The 15,759-nt window shown below is 68.6% G+C and carries 15 protein-coding genes; 11 read left to right on the top strand and 4 right to left on the bottom strand.

Annotated elements, in window-relative coordinates:
- Positions 1-62 precede the first annotated feature (62 nt).
- From ACWDNU_RS00515 to ACWDNU_RS00465, 11 genes are all read left to right on the top strand, one after another.
- The gene (locus tag ACWDNU_RS00515; protein ID WP_449667100.1) at positions 63-443 is read left to right on the top strand and encodes a RidA family protein; all 381 of its coding nucleotides are present in this window, start codon (positions 63-65) and stop codon (positions 441-443) included.
- The gene (locus ACWDNU_RS00510; RefSeq protein ID WP_449667099.1) at positions 440-1,570 is read left to right on the top strand and encodes an LLM class flavin-dependent oxidoreductase; all 1,131 of its coding nucleotides are present in this window, start codon (positions 440-442) and stop codon (positions 1,568-1,570) included. Before ACWDNU_RS00515 ends, ACWDNU_RS00510 begins: the two co-directional genes overlap by 4 nt.
- Entirely contained in the window at positions 1,563-1,898 is a 336-nt protein-coding gene (locus tag ACWDNU_RS00505; RefSeq protein WP_449667098.1) for a RidA family protein, read from the top strand. The genes ACWDNU_RS00510 and ACWDNU_RS00505 overlap by 8 nt, the downstream gene beginning before the upstream one ends.
- Positions 1,895-2,662 (top strand): alpha/beta fold hydrolase, encoded by a 768-nt coding sequence (locus ACWDNU_RS00500; protein ID WP_449667097.1) that lies wholly within the window; start codon positions 1,895-1,897, stop codon positions 2,660-2,662. The genes ACWDNU_RS00505 and ACWDNU_RS00500 overlap by 4 nt, the downstream gene beginning before the upstream one ends.
- A 12-nt stretch (positions 2,663-2,674) precedes the next feature.
- Positions 2,675-4,201 (top strand): GMC family oxidoreductase, encoded by a 1,527-nt coding sequence (locus ACWDNU_RS00495; RefSeq protein WP_449667096.1) that lies wholly within the window; start codon positions 2,675-2,677, stop codon positions 4,199-4,201.
- A gap of 63 nt (positions 4,202-4,264) precedes the next feature.
- On the top strand, positions 4,265-5,521 hold the full coding sequence (locus tag ACWDNU_RS00490) for an LLM class flavin-dependent oxidoreductase (protein WP_449667095.1): 1,257 nt from the start codon (positions 4,265-4,267) through the stop codon (positions 5,519-5,521).
- Positions 5,518-6,366 (top strand): SDR family NAD(P)-dependent oxidoreductase, encoded by an 849-nt coding sequence (locus tag ACWDNU_RS00485; RefSeq protein ID WP_449667094.1) that lies wholly within the window; start codon positions 5,518-5,520, stop codon positions 6,364-6,366. The genes ACWDNU_RS00490 and ACWDNU_RS00485 overlap by 4 nt, the downstream gene beginning before the upstream one ends.
- A 101-nt stretch (positions 6,367-6,467) precedes the next feature.
- Positions 6,468-8,024 (top strand): class I adenylate-forming enzyme family protein, encoded by a 1,557-nt coding sequence (locus ACWDNU_RS00480; protein ID WP_449667093.1) that lies wholly within the window; start codon positions 6,468-6,470, stop codon positions 8,022-8,024.
- 270 nt (positions 8,025-8,294) lie between these two features.
- Positions 8,295-8,588 carry a WXG100 family type VII secretion target gene (locus ACWDNU_RS00475; RefSeq protein ID WP_449667092.1) on the top strand — a complete coding sequence of 98 codons (294 nt, stop codon included), beginning with the start codon at positions 8,295-8,297 and terminating at the stop codon, positions 8,586-8,588.
- Positions 8,589-8,641: 53 nt separating this feature from the next.
- Positions 8,642-9,964 carry a colicin D domain-containing protein gene (locus ACWDNU_RS00470; RefSeq protein WP_449667091.1) on the top strand — a complete coding sequence of 441 codons (1,323 nt, stop codon included), beginning with the start codon at positions 8,642-8,644 and terminating at the stop codon, positions 9,962-9,964.
- A gap of 1 nt (position 9,965) precedes the next feature.
- A complete protein-coding gene (locus ACWDNU_RS00465; protein WP_067594576.1) occupies positions 9,966-10,268 on the top strand; it encodes a colicin immunity domain-containing protein in 303 nt (100 codons plus the stop codon).
- A gap of 371 nt (positions 10,269-10,639) precedes the next feature.
- Here ACWDNU_RS00465 and ACWDNU_RS00460 read toward each other — a convergent pair whose 3' ends face one another.
- The 4 genes from ACWDNU_RS00460 to ACWDNU_RS00445 all read right to left on the bottom strand — a co-directional run bounded on the left by ACWDNU_RS00460 (position 10,640) and on the right by ACWDNU_RS00445 (position 15,590).
- Complete coding sequence (locus ACWDNU_RS00460; RefSeq protein WP_449667090.1) at positions 10,640-11,359, bottom strand: sulfite exporter TauE/SafE family protein; 720 nt, start codon at positions 11,357-11,359, stop codon at positions 10,640-10,642.
- 193 nt (positions 11,360-11,552) lie between these two features.
- The gene (locus tag ACWDNU_RS00455) at positions 11,553-12,269 is read right to left on the bottom strand and encodes a sulfite exporter TauE/SafE family protein (protein ID WP_449667089.1); all 717 of its coding nucleotides are present in this window, start codon (positions 12,267-12,269) and stop codon (positions 11,553-11,555) included.
- Positions 12,270-12,565: 296 nt separating this feature from the next.
- The gene (locus tag ACWDNU_RS00450) at positions 12,566-13,930 is read right to left on the bottom strand and encodes an amino acid permease (protein ID WP_370937349.1); all 1,365 of its coding nucleotides are present in this window, start codon (positions 13,928-13,930) and stop codon (positions 12,566-12,568) included.
- Positions 13,931-14,225: 295 nt separating this feature from the next.
- Complete coding sequence (locus tag ACWDNU_RS00445) at positions 14,226-15,590, bottom strand: aspartate aminotransferase family protein (RefSeq protein ID WP_378397667.1); 1,365 nt, start codon at positions 15,588-15,590, stop codon at positions 14,226-14,228.
- Positions 15,591-15,759: the final 169 nt, after the last annotated feature.

The following is a 15,759-nucleotide window of genomic DNA, read 5'->3' as shown; positions in this document are numbered from 1 at the left end:
TCATACCAAACGGTAGGTATGTTGAGAACGGCACCGAGACCAGCAAGCGTCGGGAGTTGTGCGTGGCGGATTATTTCGAACAGCGAAAGCATCCGGGTTCCTCCGGCGGTTCGGCGAGCGGGGATTTCGCGTTCGCCTCCGGAATCGCGATCGACCCGGCGACGATGCGCCGGGTCCCGGAGGCGGGCACCGTCGGCGAGGAGACCCGCGTGGTGCTGGCCTTGCTGGAAGACCAGCTCGCGCAGGCCGGCTGCGGCCTGGGCGACATCGTCAAGACCACCTGCTACGTCCGCGAGGAGACCGATCGGATGGAGTTCGTTCAGGCTTACCGCGACGTGTTCGCGCCCGGTCCGTACCCGGCTCGCTGCACGGTCGCGCTCGGCGTCGCGGGCGACTGCCGCGTGCAGATCGACGCGATCGCCTACCGAGGAGCGGAATCGTGAGAGTCGACCTTCTGCACGCGCTGGAGAACAAGGACGATGCGCGGCCCTGGCACGAAGTCCTGGAACAGGCGCGACGACGATTCGTCCTCGCCGACCAGCTGGGCATCGACGGGATCTGGATCGGCGAGCACCACTTCGACCACATGGGCGTCGACCAGTCGCCGAACCCCGCGCTGCTGCTGGCCGACCTGGCGAGCCGCACCCGCCGGATCCGGATCGGCATCGCGGCGGTCATTCTCCCGGCGTGGCACCCGATCCGGCTCGCCGAGGACCTGGCGATGCTCGACCAGATGACCGGCGGCAGGCTGGACGTCGCGCTCAGCCGGGGCATCCTGCGAGCGGAGATCATCAACCTCAATGCCGAGGCGGACCGCTCCGACGACGCCCGCAGCAAGGCGATCTTCGCCGAACGCCTCGGCCTCCTGCGCGCCGCCTGGGCACAGGATCCGCTGAAGTGGAGCAGCGAGCGCTTCGAATTCCCGCATCCGGACACCAAATGGCCAGGCGGCCCGAGCGAGTACACGGACGAGAACGGCAAGGCGACCGGCATGGCCGTCATCCCGCGCCCCCATCAGACAGGCGGTCCGCCGCTCTACAGCGTCACCGACACCACCGGCGGTTTCGTCTCGGCGGCCCAGCAAGGATTGAAGACCATCACCTGGTTCCCGACCCGAGGGATTCTCAACGGACTCAACGCGTCCTATCAGGACGAAGCGGAGCGCGGCGGCGGAACCCCGCTGCAGAAAGGATCGGCGGTGCTGCGCGGATGCCTGATCGCCCCGACCGACGCCGAAGCGCGCGAACTGGCCGAACCCGAGGTGACCAGCTCGTTCGCCTACATCGAGAAGGTGCGCGGCATCAAGGTCTGGCTCGACGAGGGCGAGGACCCGGACGATCCGGCGATCCGCGCGACCCCGCCGTTCGACCTGCTTTTCGAACGCGACCATCTGCTCGTCGGTTCGCCGGACACGGTGGCCGAGAAGATGATCCAGTCCGCGCGCGCGAACAACGCGACGCACTGGGTCCTCGCACCGTCGCTGACCGAGAACGACCACTGCGTGGAGCGGACCATGCGGTTGCTGGCCGAAGAGGTCCTGCCGAAGGTGAGGGCATCCGTCAATGACTGACACCGCAGCGTTCGAAGTGCGTTCCACCCGAGAGTTCGCGTTCGTGGGCTCTCCTCTTCCCGAGCCGCACGGCGGCAGCCGGCCGCTGGCCGAGGAGATCCGCGCGGCGATGGCGGGCGTGCAGGCCGGTCTCGAGAGCGTCGGCTGCGCGCTGACCGACGTCGTGAAGGCGACCTGCTATCTGGCCGACGATTCGTACCGCGGCGACTTCTGGGACGCCTGGACAGGGTGGTTCCCGGCGGATGCGCATCCGGTCCGGCTCACCTTGGTCGCCGCGCTCCCGCACGAGGACCGGGTGCGGCTCGAAGTACTGGCGGAGCGGGCATGATCCTCGAACGCTCCGAATGGGGCGACCCAGAAGCACCGCCGCTCGTCTGCGTGCACGGCGTCGGCTCGCACGCGGGGGAGTTCCGCCGCGTCGCGACCAAGCGGTGGGCACGGCGATTCCGGGTGATCGCCTTCGACCTGCGCGGGCACGGCCGCTCCGGCTGGGATCCGCCGTGGACGCACGCCACCTACGCCGACGACCTGCTCGAATCCGTCGACGCCCTCGGCCTGGACCGGCCGGACTGGCTCGGCTTCTCCTTCGGCGGCAGGCTGCTGCTGGACCTGATCGCGCGCCGCCCGGAGAAGATCGGCCGCGCGGTGCTGATCGAGCCGGTCATCCGGATCTCGCCGCAGCTGGCACAGCACCGGGCTGAGCAGGAGCTGACCGGCGACGTGTGGGATTCGGTCGAGGACTTCCTGGGCAGCCGGGAGAACACCGGCGAGCGGAAGGTCGATCCGGAACTGCTGGCCGAGGTCGAGACCCAGTTCGACCGGCTGCCGGACGGCCGGATCAAGCGGCGCACCAGCCAGGCCGCGATCGTGTCGATCTTCAGCGAGTTCGCCGCGCCCGCACCGCCGCCGGAGACCCTGACCCGCCCGGCGCAGCTGATCTACGCGCCCGAGTTCGGCCTGGTGACTCCCGAGCAGCGCGCGGCCTACGAGCCTTATCTGGCCGACATCGTGCAGGTGCCCGGTCAGCACGCGGTTTTCTGGACGGCGTTCGACGAGACCGCTGCCGCGGTGGAGCGTTTCCTGTCAACGTGAAAGGGCGGTTCGATGGACAAGTTCGACTTCGTCGTGGTCGGCGGCGGATCCGCCGGCTGCGTCGTGGCCGCCCGGCTGAGCGAAGACCCGGGCGTTTCCGTTCTGCTGCTCGAAGCGGGCGGCGACGAACGGCGGGCTGACGTCATGGATCCGGCGCGCTGGGAAGAACTACAGGACACCGACGCGAACTGGGGCTTCGAAACGGTGGTGCAGGCCGGGACCGGCCGGGCGCATCCCGCACCGCGCGGCCGGGTGCTGGGCGGGTCCGGCTCGATCAACTGCATGACCCATCTGCGCGGGCACCGGCTCGATTTCGACCACTGGGCGAGCCTGGGTGCGAAGGGCTGGGACTACGCGGGCGTGCTGCCGTATTTCCAGCGGTCCGAGCACGTGCCCGGCGGCGATCCCCGCTACCGCGGAACCGGTGGTCCGTTGCGGCCGCGAGCGCCCGGCGAGCCGCATCGCCTCGGCGAGGCGTTCGTCCAGGGCGCGCTGAGCGCGGGGCACCGGCGAACCGGCGACTTCAACGCCGCGGAGATGTCCGGCGTCGGCCATCCGGAATCCCTTGTCCTGGATGGTTCTCGCGAGAGCACCGCCACCGCGTATCTGCGACCCGCGATGGCTCGGCAGAACCTGACCGTGCGCACCCAGTCGACCGCGCTGCGGCTGACCGTCCGGGACGGGCGTTGCCACGGTGTCGAGTATCTGCGCGACGGTGTCCGCGAGTCGGTGTCGGCGGGCGAGGTGATCCTGTGTGCCGGTGCGGTCGGTTCGCCGCACCTGCTGCTGCTCTCGGGGGTCGGACCGGCGGACGAACTCGCGGCCGCGGGCGTCGAACCGGTGTGCGACTTGCCGGGTGTCGGCCGCAACCTCCAGGATCACATCCTGCTGGCCGGGATCCGTTACCACGCGCGTCGACCGCTCACGGCAACGGGAATGGACGGGGCGACCCTGCTCGCCCGCACCGACGGCGCCGACCACGGACCGGACCTGAACCTGTGCGTGATGAACTTCGATTACCACCTGAGCTGGCAGCAGCCCGCCCCGGACAGCTTCACTTTCGCGATCGGGCACATGCGCCCGGCGAGCCGGGGTTCGGTGCGGCTCGCGTCAGCTGGCCCGCTGGCCGCGCCGCTGATCGACCCGGCCTACGTCCGGGAGCGCGGCGACCTGGACGAACTCGTCAGGGGAGTAGAGCTGGTCGACGAGATCGTGCGGACGGGCGCGTTCGACGAATGGGGCGGCCGGTCGGACACGACCGCGATGCTGCGCCTCGGCCGCACGGAGCTGGAGCACGCCGTGCGCGAGTCGATCAGCAGCTACTTCCACCTCTCCGGCACTGCTCGGATGGGGACCGACGACGAGGCGGTCGTGGACCCGGACCTGCGCGTCCGCGGGATCGACGGACTCCGCGTCGCGGACGCGTCGGTGATGCCGACGGTCGTGTCCGCCAACACCAACGCGGCCAGCATCATGATCGGCGAGAAGGCCGCCGACCTCGTGCGCGGCCGATGCCTGCGCGCCTCATCGGTCCGTTGACCGATGCTCCAGCGAGCTTTAGGTTCCAGATACCAACCGGTCAGTCTTAACTGAGGAGGCAGCATGTCCCAGCGCCCGCCCGGCGCCCGGCCAGGCACCCGTGCCGAACTCCTGCGCGGCCCGTTCGACCCGGGCGGTCAGCCGGAACTGCACCGCGACAAGCACATGCACCTGTCGCTCTTCGCGTGGAACGTCAGCAGCGGGCTGTCGGCGAGCAAGGCCGTGCTCAGCGACCCGGAGCGGCACCAGGAGTTCTGGAAGTGGCCGTCCGCCGCAAAACTGCTGCGCGCGACCGAGGAAGCCGGGTTCGACAGCCAGCTGCAGTACGGGATGTGGAGCGGCTACGACGGGGCGACCCGCTGGAACAACTCGCAGCTGGACTTCGCGACCGCGGCGACCGGTTCGGCCGCGATCACCGAACGGATCGGCATCTACACGACGATCCACGTGGGATACGAGATCCCGCCGCTGCTGCTGGCCAAGATGACCGCGTCGATGGACCACCTTTCCGGGGGAAGGCTCGGCGTGAACATCGTGGCCGGGCAGAACGCCGTCGACTACGCGCAGTTCGGGCTCGTCGGCCCGCCGTCGCAGCAGGTCCGCTACGCGATCGCGGACGAACTGGTGACGGCGCTGAAGCACCTGTGGTCCGCGGAAGAGCCGGTCGACTTCGAGGGCGAGTACTTCCAGTTCTACGGTGCGCAGATCGATCCGCTCCCGACGAGCCGCCCACGGCCGCTGCTGATCTGCGCGGCCGGTTCCGACATCGGCCTCGACTTCGCGACGAGGCAGTGCGACGCGCTGTTCATCACCGCCGACGACAAGGATCTCGACGGCTACGCCCGCCGCGCGGCGAAAATTCACGCGATGGCCGCCGAACACGGGCGCAAGGTACGGATCTGCGCGATGTGTTACGTCGTGATGGACGAGACCGACGCCAAGGCCGCCGAGACGACGGAGTGGATGCGCAGCGAGATCGACCGCGACGCGCTGGAGGTCTGGCTGACGCGCAGCGGGCACATCATGAACAGCGAACGGCAGGAGGTCACCGAGGACCAGTTCGGCGAGGGGCGAGCGAAGAGCGGCGCGAACCAGGACCCGTACCTGGGCATCGGCAAGGACCACTACGAAAGCCTCGGCATGGGGATGGGCGCCTACCAGCTTTTCGGTTCCTACGAAACGGTGGCCGACCAGCTGATCGACCTGTACGAGTCCGGAGTGGAGCAGGTCGCGCTGTGCTTCTTCGACCCGCACAAGGGCGTTCAGCAGATCCGCGACCACGTCCTGCCGCTCCTGCGCAAGCGCGGCTACAACCTGTGACGCCGCGGTCGGGGCCGGTCGCGCTCGTCACCGGCGGCGGAAGCGGCATCGGCCGCGCCACCGTCCTGCACCTGGCCGCCGAGGGCTACCGGGTGGTGGTCGCCGACCTGAACTTGCGCGCCGCCCAGGAAACGGCCGAGTCGGCGGGCGGCTTGGCCGTGCCCGCGGACGTCAGCCAGGAGCCGGATGTCGCCGCCGTGGTGGCGGCCGCGATCGACCGCTTCGGGCAGTTGGACGTGCTGGTGAACAACGCCGGGCTGGGCGGCGCGTTCGGTCCGATCACCGAAATCGAGGTCGAGGACTGGGATTTCACCTTCGCGGTCCTGACCCGCGGCACCTTCCTGGGGATCAAGCACGCGGCGCGCGTGATGACCGCCGGGGCGAGCATCGTCAACATCGGCTCGGCCGCGGCGTACAGCGGAGCGACGCTGGCCTCGACCGCATACTGCGCGGCCAAGGCAGCGGTGCTGAACCTGACGATGTCAGCAGCCGTCGAACTGGCTCCGCGCCGGATCCGGGTCAACGCAGTCTGCCCAGGCCTCGTCCGCACTCCGCTCCTCGAGTCAGGCCGCGGCGACGCACTCGCAGCGGCCAGCCCGCCCGGTCAGCCGTGGCCGCGGTGGGGCCAGCCCGAGGACGTCGCACGCGCGGTCGGCTACTTGGCGGGCCCCGCGGCGGAATTCGTGACCGGCCAGACGATCGTCGTCGACGGCGGGCTCACCGCGGCGGGTCCCGGCCCGGATTTCCCGGCCGCACTGGGGACTGATCCGCGCGCACAAGGCCTGGTCGGAGTGAACCGCGGGACGACCGGGCAACGCAGCGAGGTGCGCCGCCGGATGTCCTGACCCTTGACATCCGGCGACTTGCATATGAAATATTCCGTACGCGTCGGCTGTGTTGGTCCCCTTGCCGGTCGCCGAGCCGTTTCCCGCATTGGAGGGTGAACGTGAGCTTCGAACTCCCTGGCCCGACCGTTTCCTCGCTGCTGCAACGGACTTACGACGTCCATTCCGGACAGACCGCGCTGGTGCACGCCGACGGGACGGAAACGTCCTTCGGCCGCCTGCGCGACCTGGCTTCCGGCCTGGCGGGCGCGCTCGCGGAACTGGGACTCGGCCGCGGCGACCGGGTGCTGATCGCCGCGCGCAACTGCGCGGAGTACGTCATCGTCGACCACGCCCTGTTCTGGGGCGGCTTCGTCCGGGTGGCGGTGAGTTTCCGCCTGCATGCCCGGGAAATCGCCGAGATCGCCGAGGACTGCGCGGCCCGCGTCGTCTTCGCCGACGCCGACCGAGTCACCGAGCTGGACCATGCGCTGCGCACGGCCGGTGTCGAGACGAAAGTCGTCAGCATTGAGTCGGTCGCCGAGCTGGCCGCGCACGACCCCGTGCCGCCTGCCCCCGCGGAGCGCGAAGACCTGGTCTGGATGCCGTACACCTCGGGAACGACCGGCCGCCCCAAAGGCGTCATGCACACTCACCGGAGCATCCTCGCCACGATCCGCAACATGATGGTCGAGCTGCCGCCGATCACCGAGCGGGATACCATGCTGCAGGTCGCGCCGCTGAGCCACCTGGCGGGCTGGTACGGACTCGTCTACACCGTCCGCGGTGCCCGGCAGCTGTTCGCCGCGGAGTTCGACGCTCGCTGGGCGGTCGAGGCGATCGGGAAATACCGCGTGACCGCCATGCCGATCGTCCCCACGATCCTGGCGATGCTGACCGACGAACTCGAACACGGCGACCACGACGTCAGCTCGATGCGAACGATCGTCTACGGCGGCTCGGCCATCGCCCCGGCGAAGCTGGCCCGCGCGATCGCGGCGTTCGGCGACGTCTTCGTGCAAAGCTACGGGCTCACCGAACTGCCCATGCCAGTCAGCAGCCTGTCGCAAGAAGACCACAAATTCGATCCGGCCGGCCCCGCCCCGGAGCGGCTCGCTTCGGCAGGCCGGGTCACGCCGTACATCGAAGTGCGGATCGCCGACGCCGACGGCAACGACGTCCCGCCGGGGGAGAGCGGCGAAATCTGGATCCGCGGCGACATGATGATGACCGGCTACTGGCGCCAGCCGGAAGAAACCGCAGCTTTCCTCCGCCCGGATTCCTGGGCGAGCACCGGCGACATCGGCCGTCTCGTGGACGGCTACCTGTACATCGTGGACCGAAAACGCGACCTGATCGTCTCCGGCGGGTTCAACGTGTTCCCGAGTGAGGTCGAGAAGGTGATCACCGCGGTGGCCGGGGTCGAGGAGGTCGCCGTAGTCGGAGTCCCGGACCCACGATGGGGCGAAAGCGTCCTGGCCGTGGTTGTACGGGAACCGGGCAGCGACCTCACCGAACAGCAGGTGCTCGCCGCCTGCCGGGACTCGATCGCCGGGTACAAGAAACCGCGCCGCGTCGAGTTCGCGGACGCATTGCCGAAAAACTCGTCCGGCAAACTGCTGCGGCGGGAACTGCGCGCGAAATACTGGACCGGTCAGGCCCGCCTCGTGGACGGCTGACCCGCTTCGGGAAAGGGAAATTGACCGCCTCCGCAGTGCCGCTTAACGTGCACCCTGCCCTGGCCAATGCCCCAGATGTACACGAGTGGCCGGGTAGCACAGCGCCACGACACCGGCGCAACCAGTTCAGGAACGCCGAGCCCACCTTGGCTTGAGAAACCGGACAATACCGGGCGTTATGGACCGACTACGGAAAAGCATCACAGCTGGCCCTTCGCTGGTTTAGCCTGACGTCGGGGAGAAGGTGCCGACCTTCCGAGGGAGAGGCCAGTGGATCAGCTGACGGTGGACTTCGCCGTGCTCCGCGATCTCGCCGATTCGATCGCCAGGCACATCGATGTGACGACCGAGGACCTTGACAGCGTCGAAGAACTCGTGCGCGAGCTCGGGCGGAGCTGGCACGGCGAAGCGCACGATCGCTTCCGCGACGCGATCGACGAATGGTCCCGCTCCGCCCGGGAACTTCGCGACCAGCTGCACTGGGTGCGAGAGGTCGTCCTGAACACCCACGACAACCACGCGCGGGCAGTGCACGCCAACATTTCGATCTGGCGGGCGTCCTGATGCCGCCTGCGGTAGCCGCAGTTCAAGCCTCGCCGTCGACGCCGGTCAAAATCGTGCCCGCCGACTTCCACGCCGTGGCGCAGCACTTCATCGACGCCCAAGGCGGCCTGGAACAGATCCGGCAGAACTTCCTTAACGCTCTCGATGCCGCGTCCGGCGCCGCAGGGGCGTGCGACGGCGCCCACCAGTACCAGAACGGCTGGGCCGCCGCGATGGACTCGATCGTCAACGACGGCTTCCGCGCCGCCTTCGACCTGCTCGGATCGATCGGCAAGGGCATCGATGTCTCCGCCCTGAACCACCTCGGCGCAGATCAGTCGAGCGTGCCGGGCAACCCGGGCGGCCCGCCGAGTGCACCGCTGACGCCACAACAGTGGCCGGGAAACACCGACTTCGCGGTGCTCGCTGGCGATTCGCCCTGGTGGATGCCCGGGTTTCTGGAAAAATACATCCCTACCGCGGACACCGGCCGACTCGACGACGCGGCGACCGCGTGCCGCAACGCGGGCGGAGCAGTCCAGGATCTCGTCAACGGCCTCCACGCCCGACTGCAAAGCCTGGTCGGCAACAACAGCTCAGACGACCTGACCGCGCTCGAGCAATTCTGGCAGCGCGCCGCAGGACCGCAGTCGGTCCTCGCCGAACTGCCGGCGGCGCTGGGAAAGCTGGGCGAAAGCCTGGTCGACTTCCGCGTCTGGAACGAGGATACCCAGCAGAAGATCAAGGAAAAGATCAAAGAAGTCGTCGACGACATGGCCGTCGTCGGTGTCATCATCGTCATCGGCAGCATCGCCACCGACGGTGCCCTCGACGTCCTCATCGCCGCGGTCATCGAGGGCCTGGAATTGTTCGGCGTCGACGCCGCCGGCGCACTCGTCGCCCCAGTCGCCGAGGTCGTCACCGCAGCCGAAGCCATCCTGATCACAGCAGGCGGCGCGATCGCCATCACCCAAGGCGTCGTGCCCGCCATGCAAGCCGCGATGAGCAGCACCCCGAATCCGAACATAGAAGGCGCCGACGCGGCGAAAATCAGCGACGAACTCGCCGCGCACGAAGTCCCTGAGCCGAACTATCCGAAAGGCCAGCTGCAGAGCCACTTCAAACACGCGAAGGACTTCGGCGTCGACCAGAACTGGAGCAACGCCGGCGCCAAAGCGTATGAGGATGCGCTGCGAAAGTTCGCGGAAGACCCCGCGAACTCGATCAAGACGGCGGACGTCGGCCGCTACCGCGGGGAACCCGCGATCCTGATCTACAACGAGAACACCCGCGTCTGCGAGGTGCTGAGACCGGATGGAACATACTGGACAGGTTGGAAACTGAACGTCCAGCAGCTTCGCAACGTGATCGAACGAGGATCCCTGGGTGGAGGGTGAGATGAGCGCTTCCGAAGAGAACAAGCGCGACGCGGCCGACTACGGCGAGCTGATCGGACGATTCGTCGACCGCACGATCGACGCTGGCCAGTTCGAGCAGCAATACCTCGACCTGATGAAGAACGACGAGGCTCTGCACCCCGACGACGTGTTCGCCGTCCTTGACGGACTGTTCTCCGAGGTCGACGAGTACTTCGTATCGCCGGAAGCTTCACCGGCAGAGCGCCGCGACCTGGACGAGGCCCTGCGCCGACACGCCGTCGCCGCACTGGCACGCCTGCAGCAACTCGGCGCGCTCGGATAGTCAATGCGCACCACTGCCCGTGGAGTCAGCTTCCGCGGACGGTAGGCCAGGGCCAAACCGACGGGCTGGCTTCTGCGGACAAGCTACGTCGTTCAAAGGGTCAGGTGCAGGCGTGTGGATAAACGTGCAACTCGCCCCTCGGACACACTTTAGCCCTACAGGGCGGGCGGATGGTCGTAGAGACCATCCGCTTTTTGCGTTATAGGGCGCTTCAGGTCGATCTCCTCGTGCAGCTCCCGCAACCGGGCCGGGCGCGTGCTGGTCGACTGGGGCTCGGGATCCGGCAGGGAGCCTGTGACACGTCCGACCGCCGCCGCTCGGGGGCCAGCCGGGGTGTGGTGTCGAACGGTCCCCGGCAGAGGCAGCCTGTGTCAGGCACTGATCATCGTCACCAAACCGGATGTCACGATCAGGCCCACAATCGCTCGGTCGAACACCGCGCGCGGGACGTGGCCGATGAGGCGGCCGCCGAGGATGTTTCCGGCTAGGGCGGCTGCGATCAGGATCGGGAGCTGGGTGCCTAGAGCAGCGGTGTCGAACTGGCCTGCGGTGACCAGGAGCAGCAGGGACAAACAGTTGGTCACCACGAAATAGCCTGCCAGGTCGCCGACGAAGGTTCTTGGGGGGACTTTTGCGGAGGCGAGCAGGACGGCTGGTGGGGCGCCGTTGAGGGAAGTCGTCGTGGAGAGGTAGCCGCCTAGCAGGCCGGCGATTGTTTGTTTCGTTGTGGTCGCGGGGTGGGCTTCGCGGGTTGGGCGGAGCAACAAGCGCAGGCCGGAGAGTACGACCACGGTGCCGGCCAGGATGCGGAGGGCGTGGGGCGGCAGCAGGTGCAGCGTGAGTGCGCCGGCGGCGGCACCGGGGAGGGCTGCGGCGCCTAGAACTGCTACGCGGCGCCAGGCGATGTGGGCTCGTTCGCGGTGGAGCACCGCAAGTCTGGTGATCATGGTGGCGACCAGGTTGATCACGACCACTTGCGGCAGCGGGAATCCGATGAGCAGCAGCAGGGGAGTGCCGACCAGGGACGCGCCGAATCCCGTCAGGCCGCCGATGAAGCCTGCGAAGGCGATGGCTAGTGCGCCGAGGATCATGTGGCCGCCTGGCGGGTGGATGCGGGCCCTACGCGGGGCGGGGCCGGGGCTAGAGACGTTGCCTGGCAAGTGGAGTAGGGGATTCCGCGCCGCCGGGGAGGGGTGAGGCACCGGACAGCGCGGGACGGTGAGCCGTGCACGCGGGATGAGGCGGGGTGGCCAGGATCGGGAGACGCGGCCTGGCTGGTGCGGGTCACGTGACCACCGCTTGGCCTACTAAAGCCAGGGACAGCACGGCGAGGATTCCTAGCACGATCCGGCGGGCATCGCCGCGGGCGTGGTGGTACAGCCAGGTTCCTGCGGCGACTCCGGCAAGGGCGATGGGGAGGAACAGCGCCGTTTGCAGGAGGACGTCACCGGTGAGCAGGCCGCCGGCCCCGGCGGTGGTGACGGTCATCGAGTCGGCCGCCAGGAAGAAGACGACCAGGCTCGCGCGGTTCACTGCCATCGGCAGCGGGGACGCCAGGTACATCAGCACGACTGGCGGGCCGCCCATTCCGCAGGCTCCGTTCAGGACTCCGAAGGCGGTTCCCATGCCCGCGCAGGCGGCTCGGCCGGGCATGCGCCGGGTTCGGTGGCTGAAAGCCAGGGCCAGCGCGGAGAGTCCGACTGCCAACCCGACGGTCAGTCTTGTCGCGCGTTCGGGCAGCGCTGCCAGGAACCAGATGCCGGTCGGCAGTCCCACGAGTGCGCCGGTCAGGAGCCAGCGGACGGACGGGCGGTGGGCGTCGGGCCAGGACTTCGGCAGCAGGGTCACGCTGGAGGCTACTTCCAGCAGGAGCGTGCTCGGGACCACCGCGGGCGGCGGGAGCACCAGGCACAGGCAGCTCACCCAGATCAGGGACGCGCCGAAACCGGAGTAGCCGCGGATCAGGCCCCCGGCCAGCAAGGCGGCGATCGCGAAGGCCATCGCTGCCGGGGGTAGCTGCCAGAAGGTCATCGGTGCGCTGGGGGAGCGGGGACCCTGGACGGGTGCGGCATCTGACCTCCACGACGCGGGCGGATCGGTTTACCTTGCGGGACGTCTGGTCGCGGCGGTAGGTCCAGAATCGTGGCATCGGGAGGTGCCAGCCGGGTGGGACCTCCCGGTGCCGAGAACTGGCAGGCCAAGCGAGGATCGGTTCGGCCGGTCGAGTATCGGCAGACAACGCCAGGCTCCCGGGTCGCGACCGGAAGCCTGGCGTCGTCAGGAGAACCCAGACCGGATCAGGTCGAGGCGACTCCGGCCTCGCCTCGCGAGGAGTCCGTCTCCGTCACCGCGGCGGGACCGGCCGGACGGCGTTTGCGGACCTGGTACGCGATCAGGATCAGCACCAGGGTCACCGCGCTCAGCCAGAACTGCGAGCGGGTCGACGGGAGGAACGCCATGGCCAGGATGACCGCCGCCATCAGGGCGATGGTCGCGTAGCTGAGCCACGGGAACAGCCACATCTTCAGGCTCAGCGCGCCGGGATCGGTGTTCTGCAGGCGTTTCCGCAGCCGCACCTGGGCCAGCGCGATGGCCAGGTAGACGAACAGCGCGACCGCGCCGTAGGAGTTCACCAGGAACTGGAAGATCAGGTTCGGCGAGGTGTAGGCCGCGATAACCGAGACGTACCCGATGACAGTCCCGGCGATGATGGCTCGGCGGGGGACGCCGCTGCGGGACAGTTTCGTGAACATCTTCGGGGCGTCGCCGTTGCGGGTCAGGGCGAACAGCATCCGCGAGGATGTGTACAGGGCCGAGTTCAGGCAGGACAGCACGGCCGTCAGCACGATGGCGTTCATGATCGTCGCCACCGCGGGGACGCCCAGGACGTCCAGGACCGCCGCGTAGGGGCTCACTGCGGTGTCGGGGGCGTTCCAGGCCTTGACCGCGACCACGACGAAGACCGAACCGACGTAGAACAGCACGACGCGGAAGACGATGGAGCGCATGGCCTTGGCGATCGCGCGGCGCGGTTCAGCCGACTCGGCGGCGGCGATGGTGACGATCTCGGCGCCGGTGTAGAAGCCGACGCAGGGGACTACCGCCGCCAGCACCGCGCCGATGCCCATGGGGGCGAAGCCGCCGTGGGAGACCAAATTGCTGACGCCTCCGTGCGAGCCCGGCCAGATGCCGAACAGGTACAGGGCGCCGACCACCAGGAAGACCAGGATCGCGATGACCTTGATGGAGGAGAACCAGTACTCGAACTCGCCGTAGGACCGCGCGGAGACCAGGTTCGTGGCTGTGAGCAGCACGAGCAATCCCAGGCTTAGCACCCACAGAGGCACGTTCGGCAGCCACAGCTGCAGGATCCGGCCGCCGGCCACCGCTTCCACGGCGACCACGATCACGAAGAAGTACCAGTACATCCAGCCGACGGTGAAGCCGGCCCGGTTGCCCATCGCCTCCCTGGCGTAGACGTAGAACGAGCCGAGCGCGGGCCGCGCGACGGTCATTTCGGCCAGCATCCGCATGATGAGCACGGTGATCAGGCCGGCGATGAAGAACGAGACCACCGCCGCGGGCCCGGCCGACTGGATGACCACGCCGCTTCCGACGAACAGGCCGGCGCCGATCACGCCGCCCAGTGCGATCAGATTCATGTGGCGTTGCTTGAGACCCGGTTTGAGACCGCTCTGGGCGGCTGTTTCCGGTGCAGAACCCACGTCTCCTCCTTCCGGCGGCGCCGGGGGACCTCGATGTCCCCGCGCCGACTGCCGCCGCGATGTCGCTGAGAGCTGCTGTGTGGTTCCCGTCACCGTAGGAAGGAACAGGTCCCTCCGCGAGAGCCAGATGCTAGCGATGCTCCGGTACCAGAACGACCCGGTTCCGGACAGCAGGACGGGCGCCGGGCACCCTTGGAACAAAGAGGTACCCAGCGCCCGTCGCGGCTATCCGTCAGGGCTGGATCGCCTTCTCCACGTCGGTGAGCATGCCGTCGACGCCGTGCAGGAGCTCGTCCAGCACGTCCGTGTCGGCCACCAGCGGCGGCGAGATCATGAGCATGGTCGCGCCCCGGTCGTCGCCGCGGAGGATGACTCCGGTGCGGCGGAACGACTCGGGCAGGACTTCCCGCAGGACGGTCAGCGACTCCTGGTCGGTCAGCTCGCGGCCGCCGTCGCGGTCGGCCATCAGCTCGATCGCGTAGAAGAAACCGGTGCCGCGGACGTCCTTGACGCACCGGTGCGCGTCCTTCAGCGACTCCAAAGCCGCCTGCAGCTTCGGGCCCTCGGAGAGAACGTGCTCGGGCACCTTCTCGTCGCGCATCGCGCTGATATTGGCGACCGCGATGGCCGTCGACACCGGGTGGCCGCCCCACGTCGCGCCGTGCGTGAAGACGCCGCCCTTCGGGGAGTCGTACAGCTCGGTGACCAGCTGCTCGCGCACGATCACGCCGCCGAGCGGGGCGTAGCCCGAGGTGGAGCCCTTGGCGAAGGTGATCAGGTCCGGTACGACGCCGGTCAGGCCGTGGCCGAAGAAGTGGCCGAGGCGGCCGAACGAGCAGATGACCTCGTCGGACACCAGCAGGATGCCGTACTTGTCGCACAGCGCCCGCAGCGCCGGCCAGTAGCCCTCCGGCGGGACCAGCGCGCCCCGGCCGTTCTGGACCGGCTCGGCGAAGACCGCGGCGACCGTCTCGGGGCCTTCCTCGAGGATGACCGCCTCGATGGCGCGGACGCAGTCCAGCTGGTCGGCCGGGCCGCAGTCGCCGGTGAAGCCGAGGGTGTTCGGGACGTGCCGGATGCCCGGCAGCAGCGGGCCGAACGGCTCCTTGATCTTGGGCAGGCCGGTGACCGACAGCGCGCCCATCGTCGTGCCGTGGTAGGCCATTTCGCGGCTGATGATCTTCGTCCGCTCCGGCGCGCCCTGGCTGCGGTGGTACTGCCGGACGAACTTCAGCGCGGTCTCGACCGCCTCCGAACCGGAATTCACGAAGAACGTGGTGCCGAGGTCGCCGGGGGCGAGGTCGGCGATGATCCGGGCGGCCTCGATCGACGGCGGGTGCGCCGAGCCCCAGTTGCTGGCGTAGGCGAGGGTGCCGACCTGCTCGGCCGCGGCCTTGGCGATGTCCGCGCGGCCGTGGCCCATGTTGACGCAGAACAGCCCGGCGAGACCGTCGAGGTGGCGGCGGCCCTCGGTGTCGATCAGGTAGCTGCCCTCGCCGCGGACGAACACCGGGAATTCGCTTTGCCAGGTGTCCTTGCGCGTGAAGTGCGGCCCGAGGTGTCGGCGGGCAGTGGCCCGCAGCTCCGTGACGTTCACCTGGCGACCTCCTGTGTGTGCGAGAACGGGAATGTGTCGACGATCGCAATCTTTCTGGTCCACGCCCAGAGCCAGAAAGAGGCCGATCACTAGGGCCAGATCGGGGCCTGGACGCGAAAAACCGGCCGGGCGCGAAGGCCCGGCCGGTTCAGCAGTTCGCTAAGCGGGA

Source organism: Amycolatopsis sp. NPDC003676 (genome assembly GCF_053587275.1).
This window is presented reverse-complemented; position numbering and strand designations above follow the sequence as displayed.

Excerpts from the sequence above, each read along its gene's own strand:
- ACWDNU_RS00460 (WP_449667090.1), bottom strand. The coding sequence starts at position 11,359 with ATGATCCTCGGCGCACTAGCCATCGCCTTCGCAGGCTTCATCGGCGGC.
- ACWDNU_RS00505 (WP_449667098.1), top strand. The coding sequence starts at position 1,563 with ATGACTGACACCGCAGCGTTCGAAGTGCGTTCCACCCGAGAGTTCGCG.
- ACWDNU_RS00455 (WP_449667089.1), bottom strand. The coding sequence starts at position 12,269 with ATGGCCTTCGCGATCGCCGCCTTGCTGGCCGGGGGCCTGATCCGCGGC.
- ACWDNU_RS00500 (WP_449667097.1), top strand. The coding sequence starts at position 1,895 with ATGATCCTCGAACGCTCCGAATGGGGCGACCCAGAAGCACCGCCGCTC.
- ACWDNU_RS00490 (WP_449667095.1), top strand. The coding sequence starts at position 4,265 with ATGTCCCAGCGCCCGCCCGGCGCCCGGCCAGGCACCCGTGCCGAACTC.
- ACWDNU_RS00465 (WP_067594576.1), top strand. The coding sequence starts at position 9,966 with ATGAGCGCTTCCGAAGAGAACAAGCGCGACGCGGCCGACTACGGCGAG.
- ACWDNU_RS00450 (WP_370937349.1), bottom strand. The coding sequence starts at position 13,930 with ATGAATCTGATCGCACTGGGCGGCGTGATCGGCGCCGGCCTGTTCGTC.
- ACWDNU_RS00495 (WP_449667096.1), top strand. The coding sequence starts at position 2,675 with ATGGACAAGTTCGACTTCGTCGTGGTCGGCGGCGGATCCGCCGGCTGC.